Source organism: Trinickia dinghuensis, from assembly GCF_003367175.1.
GTDB lineage: Bacteria > Pseudomonadota > Gammaproteobacteria > Burkholderiales > Burkholderiaceae > Trinickia > Trinickia dinghuensis.
In genome coordinates this window covers 91,205-105,727 of the sequence record NZ_QRGA01000020.1, presented here as the reverse complement: position 1 = coordinate 105,727, position 14,523 = coordinate 91,205, and the positions used below count along the sequence as shown (strand labels likewise).

The 14,523-nt window shown below is 65.0% G+C and carries 14 protein-coding genes; 2 read left to right on the top strand and 12 right to left on the bottom strand.

Annotated elements, in window-relative coordinates:
* Nucleotides 1–41: 41 nt before the first annotated feature.
* The 6 genes from DWV00_RS29445 to ndk form a co-directional block, all read right to left on the bottom strand.
* Nucleotides 42–671, bottom strand: a complete 630-nt coding sequence (locus DWV00_RS29445) for a tetratricopeptide repeat protein (RefSeq protein ID WP_115537136.1) — start codon at nucleotides 669–671, stop codon at nucleotides 42–44.
* Between the two features lie 57 nt (nucleotides 672–728).
* A complete protein-coding gene (hisS, locus tag DWV00_RS29440) occupies nucleotides 729–2,069 on the bottom strand; it encodes a histidine--tRNA ligase (RefSeq protein WP_115537135.1) in 1,341 nt (446 codons plus the stop codon).
* A gap of 18 nt (nucleotides 2,070–2,087) precedes the next feature.
* Nucleotides 2,088–3,392, bottom strand: coding sequence for a flavodoxin-dependent (E)-4-hydroxy-3-methylbut-2-enyl-diphosphate synthase (gene ispG / locus DWV00_RS29435; RefSeq protein ID WP_115537134.1), 1,305 nt, complete (start codon nucleotides 3,390–3,392; stop codon nucleotides 2,088–2,090).
* Nucleotides 3,393–3,486: 94 nt separating this feature from the next.
* On the bottom strand, nucleotides 3,487–4,632 hold the full coding sequence (locus DWV00_RS29430; protein ID WP_115537133.1) for a helix-turn-helix domain-containing protein: 1,146 nt from the start codon (nucleotides 4,630–4,632) through the stop codon (nucleotides 3,487–3,489).
* A 137-nt stretch (nucleotides 4,633–4,769) separates the two neighbouring features.
* Nucleotides 4,770–5,945 (bottom strand): dual-specificity RNA methyltransferase RlmN, encoded by a 1,176-nt coding sequence (rlmN, locus tag DWV00_RS29425; RefSeq protein ID WP_245965079.1) that lies wholly within the window; start codon nucleotides 5,943–5,945, stop codon nucleotides 4,770–4,772.
* Between the two features lie 113 nt (nucleotides 5,946–6,058).
* On the bottom strand, nucleotides 6,059–6,484 hold the full coding sequence (ndk, locus tag DWV00_RS29420) for a nucleoside-diphosphate kinase (protein WP_115537132.1): 426 nt from the start codon (nucleotides 6,482–6,484) through the stop codon (nucleotides 6,059–6,061).
* 237 nt (nucleotides 6,485–6,721) lie between these two features.
* On the opposite strand from ndk, the gene DWV00_RS29415 reads away from it, so the two are divergent.
* Nucleotides 6,722–7,420, top strand: coding sequence for a Bax inhibitor-1/YccA family protein (locus DWV00_RS29415; RefSeq protein ID WP_115537131.1), 699 nt, complete (start codon nucleotides 6,722–6,724; stop codon nucleotides 7,418–7,420).
* A gap of 179 nt (nucleotides 7,421–7,599) precedes the next feature.
* Here DWV00_RS29415 and rlmD read toward each other — a convergent pair whose 3' ends face one another.
* Nucleotides 7,600–8,904, bottom strand: a complete 1,305-nt coding sequence (rlmD, locus tag DWV00_RS29410; protein WP_425452855.1) for a 23S rRNA (uracil(1939)-C(5))-methyltransferase RlmD — start codon at nucleotides 8,902–8,904, stop codon at nucleotides 7,600–7,602.
* Between the two features lie 172 nt (nucleotides 8,905–9,076).
* On the opposite strand from rlmD, the gene DWV00_RS29405 reads away from it, so the two are divergent.
* Nucleotides 9,077–9,931: an endonuclease/exonuclease/phosphatase family protein gene (locus DWV00_RS29405; RefSeq protein ID WP_115537130.1), complete on the top strand. Its 855-nt coding sequence runs from the start codon at nucleotides 9,077–9,079 to the stop codon at nucleotides 9,929–9,931.
* A gap of 38 nt (nucleotides 9,932–9,969) precedes the next feature.
* Here DWV00_RS29405 and DWV00_RS29400 read toward each other — a convergent pair whose 3' ends face one another.
* From DWV00_RS29400 to surE, 5 genes are read right to left on the bottom strand one after another with little or no spacing between them, the layout of a single operon-like run.
* Nucleotides 9,970–10,773, bottom strand: a complete 804-nt coding sequence (locus DWV00_RS29400) for a 3'-5' exonuclease (RefSeq protein ID WP_115537129.1) — start codon at nucleotides 10,771–10,773, stop codon at nucleotides 9,970–9,972.
* Between the two features lie 48 nt (nucleotides 10,774–10,821).
* Entirely contained in the window at nucleotides 10,822–11,922 is a 1,101-nt protein-coding gene (rpoS, locus tag DWV00_RS29395; RefSeq protein WP_115537128.1) for an RNA polymerase sigma factor RpoS, read from the bottom strand.
* 11 nt (nucleotides 11,923–11,933) lie between these two features.
* Entirely contained in the window at nucleotides 11,934–12,896 is a 963-nt protein-coding gene (locus DWV00_RS29390; RefSeq protein ID WP_115537127.1) for a peptidoglycan DD-metalloendopeptidase family protein, read from the bottom strand.
* A gap of 5 nt (nucleotides 12,897–12,901) precedes the next feature.
* Nucleotides 12,902–13,762 carry a protein-L-isoaspartate(D-aspartate) O-methyltransferase gene (locus DWV00_RS29385; protein ID WP_115537170.1) on the bottom strand — a complete coding sequence of 287 codons (861 nt, stop codon included), beginning with the start codon at nucleotides 13,760–13,762 and terminating at the stop codon, nucleotides 12,902–12,904.
* Nucleotides 13,759–14,517 (bottom strand): 5'/3'-nucleotidase SurE, encoded by a 759-nt coding sequence (surE, locus tag DWV00_RS29380; protein ID WP_115537126.1) that lies wholly within the window; start codon nucleotides 14,515–14,517, stop codon nucleotides 13,759–13,761. The genes DWV00_RS29385 and surE overlap by 4 nt, the downstream gene beginning before the upstream one ends.
* Nucleotides 14,518–14,523 lie beyond the last annotated feature (6 nt).

Below are 14,523 nucleotides of genomic sequence, written 5' to 3'. Positions count from 1 at the left end.
TTGTTCGGGTAAGGCCGGGCGGCGACGCTAGCGAGCGCCGCTCAACCGCCAAGCGCGTCGAGCTTGAATTGGATGAGCTGGCGCGCGGACGTATCGCTCTTGCCCAGCGACGACAGTGCGAGCTGATAGGCGCTGCGGGCGTCGGCACGCTTGCCCTGCGCGGCCAGCAAATCGCCGCGGCGATCGGCCACGGCGCCTTGGAAGCCTTCCAGCGGCGTGCCGGCGAGCAACGCGAGCCCCGCATCGTAGGCCTTCTCGTCGAGCATGACGGCCGCCAGACGCAGCTTGGCGATCTGCTTGTACTCGTCGTCCTTCGCGTGATCGATCGCCCACTGCAGCTGGGCCTTCGCGCCGGCAACGTCACCCGCTTCGTACAGCGCCTTGGCGGCCTCGAGCGCCGTCATCTGGCCGTACGCGGTGCCGCCGTAGCGCGCTTCCATATCCCCGGCGTCGCGCGTGACGTGCGCCTTATCCTTCGCCGCGACGGACTGCTGCACTTGCTCGTACAGCACCGCGGCCTGGGTTGCCTGACGCCGCTGCCAGAAATTCCAGCCGTTCCATGCAGCCGCGGCCATGAGCGCCACCAGCACGATCCAGGTGGACGTATTTCCCCACTGCGCCCACCAGGCCTTGAAACTCTCAATCGATTCTTGTTCGTCGTGATAACTCATCGCAAAGCGATTCCTTCGTGTCTCGCACCGTTCTTGTCATGAGCGGCGACAGTTGCGTCAGTCGTCGCCGTCTTCGGCGGTTGCAACCATCGCATTGATTAGAAATTCGGTCAAGTTTTCGACCGGCACGCTGCTCTGTTCGCTCTTTTCGCCTTCGCCCGCGGTGTCGCGCAACGGCTTGATGGCCACCGTGCCGTTCGCCACTTCGTCGTCGCCGAGGATCACCGCGAATGCCGCCCCGCTCGCGTCGGCGCGCTTCATCTGCGACTTGAAGCTTGCCGATGCGCCGTCGGCGCTGCAATGGAGGATGACGTCCAGGCCGGTATCGCGCAGACGCTCGGCAATGATGAACGCCTGCTCGCGCGCGCGCTCGCCCTGATGGACGACGTAGACGTCGCAGCCCTCTTCCTGCGGGACAAGCGCGTCCTCCTTCAGCAATTCGAGGATGCGCTCCACGCCCATGGCCCAGCCGCAAGCGGCCGTCGGCTTGCCGCCGAGCTGCTCGATGAGCGGATCGTAGCGGCCGCCGGCGGCGACCGTGCCCTGCGCGCCGAGCTTATCGGTGACCCACTCGAACACGGTCAGATTGTAGTAATCGAGACCGCGCACGAGCCGCGGATTGATCTTGAAGGGAATGTTGTTCGCCTTCAGCAGGCGTTGCAGCCCCTCGAAGTGCGCGCGCGAGGCGTCGCCGAGGAAATCGATCAGCTTCGGCGCGTTCTGCACGATCTCCTGCAACGCGGGATTCTTCGTGTCGAGCACGCGCAGCGGGTTCGTATAGAGCCGGCGCTTCGCATCTTCGTCGAGCACGTCGGCGTGCTTTTCGAGATAAGCGATGAGCTCGACGCGATGCGCCGCACGCTCCTCGGCAAGACCCAGCGAGTTGATTTCGAGACGAATGCCCATCAGGCCGAGATCATCCCAGAGCCGCTGGCACATCAGGATGATTTCCGCATCGGTGTCGGGGCCGGCGAAGCCGAGCGCCTCGACGCCCACCTGATGGAATTGGCGGTAGCGGCCGCGCTGCGGACGCTCGTGGCGGAACATCGGCCCGATGTACCAAAGCCGCTTGGGGCCGTCGTAAAGAAGATTGTGCTCGATGGCCGAGCGCACGACCGCCGCCGTATTTTCGGGACGAAGCGTCAGGTTTTCGCCGTTCAACGAATCGACGAAGCTGTACATCTCTTTTTCGACGATGTCCGTGACTTCGCCGATCCCGCGCGTAAACAGCTGGGTGTGCTCGACGATCGGCGTGCGGATGTTCTGATAGCCGTACGCGCGCAGCATCGACTTGACCGTCGACTCGAAGAAGTCCCACAGCGCGGCTTCGCCCGGCAGGATGTCGTTCATGCCTTTGACGCCGGCAAGCTTCTCGAGCTTTCTCTTCTGTTCTGTCATCGTTGTTCGGTGGACTCGTTAATTCGCGACGCTCTCGCGGCCATAGGTGCGCTCGACATAGTCGCTCACGATTTGCTGGAATTCCTCGGCAATCCGTTCGCCGCGCAGCGTCTTGACCTTTTCGCCGTCGATGAAGACGGGTGCCGCCGGGTTTTCCCCCGAGCCGGGCAAGCTGATGCCGATATTGGCCTGCTTCGATTCGCCGGGCCCGTTGACGATGCAGCCCATCACCGCCACGTGCATCTTTTCGACACCGGGGTACTGATCGCGCCAGACCGGCATTTGCGCGCGCAAGTAGTTCTGGATTTGCGACGCGAGTTCCTGGAACAGCGTGCTCGTCGTGCGGCCGCAACCGGGGCACGCGATCACCATCGGCGTAAACGAGCGCAGGCCCATCGTCTGCAGGATTTCCTGGCCGACGATGACTTCACCGGTGCGCGACGCGCCGGGCTCGGGCGTCAGCGAGATACGGATCGTGTCGCCGATCCCTTCTTGCAGCAGTACGCCGAGCGCGGCCGTGGACGCGACGATGCCCTTCGAGCCCATGCCGGCTTCGGTCAGGCCCAAATGGAGCGCGAACTCGCAGCGGCGCGACAGTTCGCGGTAGACGGCGATCAGATCCTGCACGCCGCTGACCTTGCACGACAGAATGATCTTGTTGCGCGGCAAGCCCAGTTCGACGGCACGCTCGGCCGAGCCGATCGCCGATTGGATCAGCGCCTCGTACATCACGCTTTGCGCGTCCCACGGCTGCGCGCGCGAGCCGTTTTCGTCCATCATGCGCGCCAGCAAATCCTGGTCGAGACTGCCCCAGTTCACGCCGATGCGCACCGGCTTGTCGTAGCGAGCCGCGGCTTCGATCATCTGTGCGAATTGCGTATCGCGCTTCGCCCCGTGGCCGACGTTGCCGGGGTTGATCCGGTACTTCGAGAGCGCCTCGGCGCAAGCGGGATAGTCGCGCAGCAGCAAATGGCCGTTGTAGTGGAAATCGCCCACGAGCGGCACCGTCACGCCCATGCGATCGAGCTGCTCGCGCACCGCCGGCACGGCTTGCGCGGCCTCGGGCGTATTGACCGTGATGCGCACGAGCTCCGAGCCCGCCTGCGCGAGTTCCTTGACTTGGATCGCCGTGCCGATCGCATCGGCCGTATCCGTGTTCGTCATCGACTGCACGCGCACGGGCGCGTCGCCGCCGATCGTCACGAGCTGGCCGCCCCAGCGAACGTCGACCGCGTGCGAGGCGCGACGCTTCGCGGGGCCGCCGAAAACCGGCACGGAAGAACAAATTTGACTGCTGCTGTCGGTAGGCATCGAAAAACCCATGAGTCCTGGTTACGCTGCGTACGCAACTCTTGCCAACGGCTGCGCACCCGAGAATTGGAACTGGGCCGCGGCGCGCCGCCGCGGCATTGGACCGTTACGGCAACGTGAAACGCGCGACATTGCCCTTGTTCGGGCCGAACTTCGCCGCATCGACCGGCTGTCCGTCGAGCGTCATCGATTCGAGCCCCGCGCGGTTGCCCGCGGTGACCTTCAGAGGCGGCACGCCCGACACTTCCTTTGTATCGCCGGCGTGAACGAGCCCAGAGAACACTTCCTTGCCGTTCTTGTCGCGAACGCTGAACCAGCTGTCCTGGGACACCTTCACGGCGATCGTCGAGGCACCCGACGCGGGTACCGCGGCCGCGGCTTGTGCCGCAGAAGCAGAAGCTGCGGCAGGAGCCGACGCGGCCGCGGCCTGCTTGGGCGCTTGAGCTTGAGCTGCTGCCGGCGCTGCGGCCGAAGCCGTTTGCTCGGCGGCCGGCTGCGAGGCGGGCGCTTGCGCCGTCGGCTCGAGCGGGGTGATCGTCGGCGTGCTGGCTTCAGTCGCTGCCGGGCTTGCGGTGGATTCCGATGCAGCCGTCGCGCCCGAAGCCGCCCCCGTTTGCGTGACGACGAGGCCCGTCGAGGTCGCGGCCGAAGCCGTCGCAGGCGCCGCCGCGCCCGATGCCGTGCCGCCCGGATTGGCCGCCATGCCGCCCGCGCTGGCCTTCAGGCGCGCGAGCCAGGCAGCCGAATCGCCGCCTTGGTGCCACATCGCGAGCGCGACGACGACGATCACGCCCGCTGCCACGCCCCACCACCAGGAACGATGCTTCGGCGTGCCGCCGAGCGAGACGGAGACCCGCCCCCGCGGCAAATCGGCACCCGTCGAGGCAGGCATCGACAAATCCGGCTCGGCCTCGCCCTTGACGCGGCGCAGCGCCTGCGCGAACGGCTCCGGATCGGTGCCGAGCATCTTGGCATAGCTGCGGATGACGCCAAGCGCGAACGTCGTGCCGGGCAACTGACTGATATCGCCCGCTTCGAGCGAGCGCATCTTGTTAGGCGAGACTTTCAGCCGAGCCGAGACGTCGTCGACGGACCAGCCCTTCGCTTCCCGCAACTGCGCAAGACGAGCGCCGACCGCGGCCAGCGAGTCGAGGGGCGCGTACGCGGCGCCGGGCGCCGTCTGCGGCACGGTGCCTCCCCGTCCCGCACTCGTCTGTGTGCCTTCTGATTGCGGATGCTGCGGCTCACTCATCCCTGATCCTCGCGTCGATTCTCTTTTTCCACTTCGCGCCCGCCGGGCTCATTCATGCCGCCGATGCGCGAACCGTCTGTCTCACTACCGTCCGGCGGCACGCACACGGCGCCGCCTCCTTTATGTCCCGCGCGCGCTCAGCGCACGGGCCGCACTTCGATCACCTTGCCCGCGTGGCCGCCGTTCGCGGTCCGGCCATGGGCGGCCCCGCCCGTGCGCTCGGCCAGGCGCGTGCGATCCTTCACCGCACCCGCGAGCTGACCGCAGGCGGCATCGATATCGTCGCCGCGCGTCTTGCGCACCGTCGTCACCACGCCCGCGTCGATGAGTATCTGCGCGAATCGCTTGATCCGGTCCGCCTTGGAGCGCACAAGCCCCGACTCCGGGAACGGATTGAACGGAATCAAGTTGAACTTGCACGGTACGTCGGCCGTCAGCGCGAGCAATTCGCGCGCATGCGCTTCGCTATCGTTGACGCCGTCGAGCATGCAGTACTCGAACGTGACGAAATCGCGCGGCGCCACTTCGAGATAGCGCCGGCACGCGGCCATCAATTCGCGCAGAGGATACTTCTTGTTCAAAGGCACGAGCATGTCCCGCAACGCGTCGTTCGGCGCATGCAGAGACACGGCCAGCGCGACCGGAAGATCCGCCCCGAGCCGATCCATCATCGGCACCACGCCCGAGGTCGATACCGTCACGCGCCGCCGCGAAAGGCCGTACGCGTTGTCGTCGAGCATCAGCCGCAGCGCCGGCACGAGCGCGTCGTAATTGAGCAGCGGCTCGCCCATGCCCATCATCACGACGTTCGTGATGACGCGCTCGCCTTTGTTGTCCGGCGCGTGCGGGCGGCCGAGCGCCGCGCGCAGCGCGAATTCGGCCATCCGCAGCTGGCCGATGATCTCGCCCGTCGTCAGATTGCGGGAAAAGCCCTGCTTGCCCGTCGAGCAAAACCGGCAGTTGACGGCGCACCCCGCCTGCGACGACACGCACAGCGTGCCGCGCGTCTCTTCGGGAATGAATACCGTTTCCACGGCATTGCCGTTGCCGACGTCGACGAGCCACTTGCGCGTGCCGTCGGCCGACACGTGATCGCTGACCACGGGCGGCATCACGATCGCCGCGCGATCCTTGAGCTTCGTGCGCAGCGACTTCGCGAGATCGGTCATGCCGTCGAAATCGGCGGCGTTGTACTGGTGTATCCAGCGCTGCAGCTGCTTGGCGCGAAACGGCTTCTCGCCGAGGCTGTCGCAATAGGCGACGAGCCCCGCGGCATCGAGGTCGAGAAGATTGACGGAGGTGCTGCTCGTCATGTCGGATCCTGCTGTTTCAATGCGGCTCGCCGGCGGCGGTCGCGTCATGCGCAACCGGTTCGCCGAACGGGCCGCCCGCGCCAAGCGTCATACGCTAACGTCCTACCCGGCGATCAGCGCGAGTAAACGTTGATTTGGGGGAAGAAGAATGCGATTTCCACGGCTGCCGTTTCGGCGGCATCCGAACCGTGCACGGCGTTCGCGTCGATGCTGTCGGCGAAATCCGCACGGATCGTGCCCTGCTCGGCCTTCTTCGGATCCGTCGCGCCCATCAGGTCGCGGTTCTTCAGAATGGCGTTCTCACCCTCGAGCACTTGCACCATCACCGGGCCCGAGATCATGAATTCGACGAGATCCTTGAAGAACGGACGCGCGGCGTGCACGGCGTAGAACTTCTCGGCATCGGCGCGCGAGAGCTGCGCCATGCGCGACGCGACGATCTTCAGGCCCGCGTTTTCGAAGCGGCTGTAGATCTGGCCAATCACGTTCTTCGCTACTGCATCGGGCTTGATAATCGACAGGGTACGCTCGATCGCCATAAAAACTCCAAAAAATTAAGGGGTTACGAATTCTAACGAATCTGCAATTGTAGCATGTTCCAGTGTATGATTGCGACCGATCCCTGGCTCGGACGAAAGTTCGTCCGAAAAGTCAAAAGGGAGCTTGAAACTCGCGCTCATAGAACCGATCTTAGGAAACGGGTGGGTCAACTGCGTGGCAGTAAGCCGGCGCAAAGCGAAACCCGGTTCGAGTGCGTTTTTACGCTAGGAGAAAGCATGAACGACTATCCGTACAACGTCGCCCGCGGCGGTGCCGTCGGTTCGGCGGCCATCCGCAACCGCGTGCTACGGAACACTTACTGGCTGCTCGCGCTGTCGATGGTGCCGACAGTGGTTGGCGCTTGGCTCGGCGTCGTGAGCGGTTTTTCGCTGTTCGCGGCCACGAGCCCGATGATGAGCATGCTCGCGTTTTTCGCGATCGCATTCGGCTTCATGTTCGCGATCGAGCGCACGAAGCAGAGCGGGCTGGGCATCGTCTTCCTCTTGGGCTTCACGTTCTTCATGGGACTGATGCTCTCGCGGATCTTGACGTTCACCTTGCACTTCTCGAACGGCCCGGCGCTGATCATGCTCGCGTTCGGCGGCACCGCCGTGATTTTCACGGCGATGGCCACGCTCGCAACGGTCAGCAAGCGCGATTTCTCGGGCCTCGGCCACTGGCTCTTCATGGGCGTGATCGTCATCCTGCTCGCATCCGTCGCCAATATGTTCCTGCATCTGCCGGCACTGATGCTGACGGTCTCGGTCCTTGCGATCGCGATCTTCTCGGCCTACATGCTGTTCGACGTCCAGCGTGTCGTGAACGGCGGCGAGACGAACTACATCTCGGCCACGCTCGCGATCTACCTCGATCTGTACAACGTGTTCGTCAACCTGCTGGCGCTGCTCGGCATCTTCGGCGGCAACCGCAACTAACCTATCGACCGGCGCGGGGCGGCAACGCCCCCCCCCACCCGCGTCACATACGGGCCGGCGCTGCGTCGATCAAGGCAGGAAACGCAAGAAAAAAGCCCCCACGGCATGCCTGGGGGCTTTTTTTGTCGGCAAACTTTCTGCCGGCTTTCACCGGCCAGCTTGCGATCACCCGATAATCGTCAGTCGCGCTCGAACAGCGCCATCGACTCCACGTGCGACGTATGCGGGAACATGTTGACGACGCCCGCCCCCCTGAGCCGATAACCGGCCTCGTGCACGAGCAGCCCCGCGTCGCGCGCGAGCGTGGCCGGATTGCAAGACACGTAGACGATCCGGCTCGGGAGGGATCCTTCCCCGCTTTGCGCGATCTCGGCCAGCGCCTTCGAAACCGCAAGGGCGCCTTCGCGCGGTGGGTCAACGAGGAATTTATCGAACGTGCCAAGCGCGCGCATATCGTCGGCCGTCACCTCGAACAGGTTGCGGCAGGCAAACGACGTACGGCCTTCGACGCCATTGACCTTCGCGTTGGCCAGCGCCCGCGTCGTCAGCGCTTCGCTGCCTTCGATGCCGACCACCTCGCGGGCAAGCCGTGCCAGCGGAAGCGTAAAGTTGCCGAGCCCGCAGAACAGATCGAGGACGCGATCGGTGCGCGCCGGCGACAGCAACCGCAGCGCGCGGCCGACGAGCACCCGGTTGATCGCGTGGTTGACCTGGGTGAAATCGGTCGGCTTGAACGGCATCCGGATCCCGAACTCGGGCAGCGTGTAGTCGAGCTCGACGTCGAGCGGATAAAACGGCACCGCCGTATCCGGCCCTTTCGGCTGAACCCAGAATTGCACGCCATGCTCGTCGGCGAACGCACGCACGTGCGCTTCGTCGTCAAGCGTCATCGGCTCGAGCACGCGCAACACGAGCGCGGTCACGTTCGAGCCGACGGCAAGCTCGATTTGCGGCAAGCGATCGCGAATCGACAAGCTTTCGACGAGCCGGCGCAGCGGCACGAGCATCTCTGAAACGTGCGGCGGCAGCACCTCGCAGCTTTCCATGTCGGCCACGTAGCTGCTCTTCCTTTCGTGGAATCCGACGAGCACCCCGCCCTTTTTCGCGACATGGCGCACGGTCAGCCGCGCGCGATACCGGTAGCCCCAAGACGGTCCGTGGATCGGCCGGAACACTGTTTCCGCGCGCAGCTTCGAGAGGTGCCAAAGGTTATCTTCGAGCACGCGCTGTTTGATGGCCACTTGCGCGCGCTCGTCGAGATGCTGCATCGAGCAGCCGCCGCAGGTACCGAAGTAGCGGCATTGCGGCACCGTGCGCATGGCGCTTGCCCGCAGGACATCGACGACTTGCGCTTGCTCGAAACTCGCCTTTTTGCGATAGCTCGAATAGGTGACGCGCTCCCCGGGCAGCGCGCCTTCGACGAAAATGACCTTGCCGGGCTCGCCGTTCTCGGTGGTCAGGCGCCCCACCCCGCGGGCCTCCATATCGAGCGAGTCGATCTCGATAATAGGGGCACGGACGGGCTCGGCTTGCGATGCGCCGCCGGCGGGGCGACGCGCGATACTACGGGGAGATTCGGACACCTGCGGCTTCCTGACGGACATGGGACGAAAGGCGAGATTGTAGACGAACGGCGCAATCCCACGGAGGCGAAACGTGAAGCTCGTGAGTTGGAATGTGCAATGGGGGCGCGACGCCCAAGGCCGCGTGGATCTCGGTAGAACGATCGAGACCGCCAAGCGGCTCGCCGATTTCGACATCCTCTGCATGCAGGAGATCACGCGCGGCTTCGGGGTCCTGCCGGGCGGGCCGGGGCCCGATCAATTCGACGAAATCGCCCGGGCGCTGCCCGGATTTACCGTGCTCTGTGCGATCGGCGCCGATCTGCCGCCGCTCGACGGCTCGCGGCATCGGCGTCAATTCGGCAATGCCATCGCCACGAGACTGCGGGTGTCTCAGGTCATTCGCCATTCGCTGCCTTGGCCGGCGGACGCCGCTTCGCCGTCGATGCAGCGCGTCGCGCTCGAAGCCGTCGTCGAGACGAAACGCGGGGCGCTCCGCATCATCGTTACGCATCTCGAATTCTATTCGCTGAAGCAGCGGCTCGCGCAGACCGACGAATTGCGGCGCATGCAGCTTGAAGCCGCCGATCACGCGGCCCATCCGGCGCCGGCCGAAAACGCGGCCGGACCGTTCGCCGCGACGTCGCGGCCCGTGAGCGCGATTGTCTGCGGAGATTTCAACAGCGAGTTCGGCTCCGAGGCTTACCGGGCATTCGTCTCCCCGCTGCCGGGCGCACCTAGCTTCATCGATGCGTGGACGACGCTGCATCCAGGCGCGACGCCGCCGCCGACGGCAGGCGTCTATGACACGGCACAGTGGAGTTCCGGGCCGATCACGTGCGACTTCGTGTTCGTTACCGAAGATTTGCGAGGCCGGCTACGAAGCTGCGACATCGACGGCACGACGCAAGCGTCCGATCACCAGCCGATCGTGCTCGAACTCGATTGAGCTCGGTCGAACGAACGCCACACCCGACCACAACGTTTTCAGCGAGGATCGACGGGGGCAATCGCCGGTTCGGCGAAGGCGGCGAGATATTCGGCCCAATGCGGCGCGGTCTCTTGAGCGAGCGCCTGCTTCACGAACGCGATCTCGTCGGCGTACTCATCGGCCGAAAACGCGCCGCGCATGAGTTGGAACCGGCAATAGAGCAAGTAGGTATTGACGACATCCGTCTCGCAATAGTTGCGGATCTCGTCGATGCGTCCTTCGCGGAAGGCGGTCCAGACCTGCCCCCCATCCATCCCGAGCTTGCCGGGAAAGCCGCACAGCTTGGCCAGCGCGTCCAGCGGTGCGTTCGCCCGCGCTTGATACATTGCGAGGACGTCCATCAAGTCGGTATGGCGAGCGTGATACCGGCTGATGTAGTTGTTCCATTTGAAATCGCGATCGTCCTCGCCCAAATCCCAATAGCGCGACGCAGCAATACCGTGTACCAGCGCACGGTAATGCAAGACCGGCAAATCGAAGCCGCCGCCGTTCCAAGAGACGAGTTGCGGCGTGTACTTTTCGATGACGCGGTAGAACGATTGAATCAGCGCCGCCTCGCCGTCCTCGGCGGTCCCGAGCGATCGCACACGCAAGCCCGTGCGGTCGCGAAAGACGCACGAGATGGCTGCGATGCGTTGCAGATGGTGCGGCAGGAAATCGCTGCCGGTCTTTTCGCGACGCGCCGCGAATGCGTAGTCCGCCACTTCGGCGTCGGCCATCGAATCGGGCAAATCGTCCAGACGGCGAATGCCGGCGACATCGGGAATCGTCTCGATGTCGAATACGAGAATCGGGATCATGGATACCTAGGGTACTGCGTGTGTTCGGATCGCCGTGCTGTCGTACGCCTAAAGCACCGCGTCCTTGCGCACGCCGTTCGACGCGAAAAAACGCTTCAGGCGCACCAGGGCTTCTTGCTGAATCTGTCGCACCCGCTCGCGCGTGAGGCCCATTTCGTCAGCCAATTCCTCGAGCGTCGCCGGCTCGATGTGATTGAGCCCGAACCGCCGCTCGATCACGTGGCGATGCTTGTCCGACAACCGCGACAGCCATGCCCGTGTAAGCGTTTCCAACTCGCGATGCTGAACCTCGGCATCGGGCGACTGGCTTTGATCGTCGGACAGAAGATCGAGCAGGCTGCTGGCGGGATCGAGGTCGAGCGGCGCGTCGAGCGACGCCGTATGCTCGTTCAGGGCAAGGATGTCCGTGACTTCGTCGGTGGTCTTGCCCGTCAGGTAGGCGATGTCGTCGATGCTGGCGTCGCGCCGCTCGACGGCCTCGCCCGAATTCATCGAATTCTTTTCCAGATGCCGCTTCGCCCGCAGCACCTGGTTGAGTTCGCGAATCACATGCACGGGCAAGCGGACCGTGCGCGCCTGGTTCATGATTGCGCGCTCGATGCTCTGACGGATCCACCAGGTTGCGTAGGTCGAAAAACGAAAGCCGCGCGTCGGATCGAACTTCTCGATCGCATGCATCAGGCCGAGATTGCCTTCTTCGATCAGATCGAGCAGCGGCACGCCGCGATTCAGATAGCCCTTCGCAATACTCACGACGAGCCGCAGGTTGCGCTCGATCATCACCTGGCGGGCCTCGAACTCGCCGGCCTTGGCCAGCCTCGAATAGCGCTGCTCTTCCTCGACCGTCAACAGCGGCTTCACGCTGATGCGGTTCAGGTAGTGCTGGATCGTGTCGGCCGTCAACTCGGCCTGCAGCAGCGCTCGGAAATCGTCGGGATCGGGGCCGGGCTCGGCCGCCGCCCCCTCACGCTCCTCTCCGCCCTCCTCGGCTTGCTCCGAGGACCCTTCCTGCTCCAGATCGGCTTCGGACTCCGAGGCGTCGTCCTCGGGCTCGTTCGTCGAAGCGCCCGCGTCGTGCACCAGGTCGGGCGTGACGCGGCTGAGCGTGTCCGTTTCGGCTTGCTGCTTGCGGCGCTTCGATGTCGGCATGGTCGTATCGCTTATTGCGGCGGCAAGTATTTCATCGGATCGACAGGTTTGCCCTGTCGGCGGATCTCAAAGTGCAGCATGACGCGGTCGGAATCGCTGTTGCCCATTTCGGCGATCTCCTGCCCCTTCGTCACCGCGTCCCCCTCTTTTACCATCAAAGTGCGGTTGTGTGCATAGGCGGTGAGATACGTCGCGTTGTGTTTGATGATAATGAGATTGCCGTAGCCGCGCAGCCCATTTCCTGCGTAGACGACTCGTCCCGCCGCGGCAGCCTTCACCGCTTCGCCCGACGTCCCGCCGATGTTCAGGCCTTTGTTGCTGTTGTCGTCGAACCCGTTCAGGACCGGCCCGCGTACCGGCCACGCGAACGCGACGCTGCCTTCGGCCAGCGGCGAACTCGCCTGCGGGGGCGCGGCGGGTTGCGGGGGAATCGTCGTCGCGGTCGAGCCCGGGCCGCTGCCGTAGATCGGCGGCACGGCTGCATTCGCCGTTGCCGTGCCCGGGGCGGGGGCGGCCGTCGCGGGGGCAAGCGGCGCGCCTTGGACGGCACCGCCTGCAACCACGGGCGCGGTCGCCACGCCCGGTGTCATCGCCGCCGTGTTCGCGCCCGGAGGCGCCACGCGCAGCAACTGATCGACTTCGATCTGATTCGGGTTCGCGAGGTTGTTCCACGTCGCGATATCGCGATAGTTCTGGCCGTTTTCGAGGGCGATACGATAGAGCGTATCGCCCGGCTTCACGCGGTAGTACCCGGGCGGCGGCGGGCCGAGCGGCACGGCCGGCTGCGATGCGCCTTGGGCAACCGCGGGCGCGCCGCCCGTCGATAGCGCACTCGAGCGATCCACGACGGGCGCTTGATCGAGCCGCGTGGCGCACGCGGCGAGCGTTGTGAGGGCAAGCACACAGACAACGCGCTGAACGGCGGTCAGCCGAGCCTGTTCGTTGTTTCTTTGCATCGCGCGCAACGTAAACATCGGTGTCAAATCACTCCGGATTTTAAAGGGACAAAGAAAACGCGATCAAGGCGAGACTCCCGCCATTGGCTGGGTGCTACGCGCTCGACGAGCGTGAGCACCTGGGCCTGCCCACTCTGTGAGCCGACGGGTGCAACGAGCCTGCCACCCACAGCCAATTGCTCGAGCAGCGCCTGCGGCACATCCAGCCCCGCCGCCGCGATCACGATCGCGTCGAACGGCGCGGCCGCCGGCAGACCGACACGTCCGTCGCCGTAATGCAAGCGGATGTTCGGCACGCGAAGCGGCCGCAGGTTGAGCTTCGCGCGCTCGTAAAGCGGCTTGATCCTCTCGATCGAATAGACATCTTTCGCGACGCGGCTGAGCACTGCCGCCTGATACCCGCACCCCGTGCCGATCTCGAGCACGCGTTCGAGCGTGCGGCCGGCGGCGGCGAGCTCGAGCATGCGCGCGACGACCGACGGCTTCGAAATCGTCTGGTGATGGCCGATCGGCAGCGCCGCATCTTCGTAAGCCTGCGCCGCGAGGCCAGGGTCGACGAACATATGGCGCGGCACCGCGGCCATCGCGTCGAGCACCCGCGTGTCGGCGATCCCGTTTCCTCGCAGCCGTTCGACCATGCGCTCGCGCACCCGTTCCGACGTCAACGCCAACGCGCTCGCGAGCGGCACGTTGGGCGCGCCCATTTTCTCGGCGGCAGAAGGCGCGTACGTGTCAATCCGGCGCGCGCCGTTCTCCCGCCCGGCAAGCGGTTCACGCGCCCGCCCGCGCTCGTCGGGACGCGCGCGCGCCTCGGTCGCCGCGCGCGGCTTGCGCTCGAGATCGGCGAGCCCGAGCGGAAAGCGCTTGGCACGTTCGCCCGTCATGAATCGCGACGCCCCGCGCGTGCCCACTCGCGCGTGGCCGCCATCATCTGAGTGTGGGTGAGATCCAGCTGGAGCGGCGTGATCGACACGCGGCCGTTTGCCAGCGCGTGAAAATCGGTGCCCGCGCTGGCGTCGAGCGCATCGCCCGACGGCCCGATCCAATAGATGGGCTCGCCGCGCGGATTGTTCTGGCGGATGACGGGCTGCGACGGGTGACGCTTGCCGAGACGCGTGACCTCCCATTCGCCGAGTTCATCGTACGGCCGGTTCGGGATGTTGACGTTCAGCAGCGGATGCGTAGGCAGCGGGCAAGACAGGAAGTGGCGAACGATGTCGGCCGCGACGCGCGCCGCATCATCCAGATGAGCCCAGTCCTTTTCGACCAGCGAGAATGCGATCGAAGGCACGCCGAACATGACGCCTTCGGTGGCCGCCGCGACGGTACCCGAATAGAGGGTGTCCTCGCCGACGTTCTGGCCGTTGTTGATGCCGGAGACGACGAGGTCGGGCTTATGATCGAGCATGCCCGTCAGCGCGATATGGACCGAATCGGTCGGCGTGCCGTTGACGTAATAGAAACCGGTTGCCGATCGCCAGACCGAGAGCGGGCGCGACAGCGTCAGCGAATTCGATGCGCCGCTGCAGTTCTGCTCCGGCGCCATCACCGTCACCTCGCCAAGCGGCTGAAGGGCGTGATAAAGCGCCGCAATACCCGGCGCAAGGTAACCGTCGTCGTTGCTCAGTAGGATTCGCATCCGGCG

Excerpts from the sequence above, each read along its gene's own strand:
- DWV00_RS29445 (WP_115537136.1), bottom strand. The coding sequence starts at position 671 with ATGAGTTATCACGACGAACAAGAATCGATTGAGAGTTTCAAGGCCTGG.
- hisS (WP_115537135.1), bottom strand. The coding sequence starts at position 2,069 with ATGACAGAACAGAAGAGAAAGCTCGAGAAGCTTGCCGGCGTCAAAGGC.
- ispG (WP_115537134.1), bottom strand. The coding sequence starts at position 3,392 with ATGGGTTTTTCGATGCCTACCGACAGCAGCAGTCAAATTTGTTCTTCC.
- DWV00_RS29430 (WP_115537133.1), bottom strand. The coding sequence starts at position 4,632 with ATGAGTGAGCCGCAGCATCCGCAATCAGAAGGCACACAGACGAGTGCG.
- rlmN (WP_245965079.1), bottom strand. The coding sequence starts at position 5,945 with ATGACGAGCAGCACCTCCGTCAATCTTCTCGACCTCGATGCCGCGGGG.
- ndk (WP_115537132.1), bottom strand. The coding sequence starts at position 6,484 with ATGGCGATCGAGCGTACCCTGTCGATTATCAAGCCCGATGCAGTAGCG.
- DWV00_RS29415 (WP_115537131.1), top strand. The coding sequence starts at position 6,722 with ATGAACGACTATCCGTACAACGTCGCCCGCGGCGGTGCCGTCGGTTCG.
- rlmD (WP_425452855.1), bottom strand. The coding sequence starts at position 8,904 with ATGGAGGCCCGCGGGGTGGGGCGCCTGACCACCGAGAACGGCGAGCCC.
- DWV00_RS29400 (WP_115537129.1), bottom strand. The coding sequence starts at position 10,773 with ATGATCCCGATTCTCGTATTCGACATCGAGACGATTCCCGATGTCGCC.
- rpoS (WP_115537128.1), bottom strand. The coding sequence starts at position 11,922 with ATGCCGACATCGAAGCGCCGCAAGCAGCAAGCCGAAACGGACACGCTC.
- DWV00_RS29390 (WP_115537127.1), bottom strand. The coding sequence starts at position 12,896 with ATGTTTACGTTGCGCGCGATGCAAAGAAACAACGAACAGGCTCGGCTG.
- DWV00_RS29385 (WP_115537170.1), bottom strand. The coding sequence starts at position 13,762 with ATGACGGGCGAACGTGCCAAGCGCTTTCCGCTCGGGCTCGCCGATCTC.
- surE (WP_115537126.1), bottom strand. The coding sequence starts at position 14,517 with ATGCGAATCCTACTGAGCAACGACGACGGTTACCTTGCGCCGGGTATT.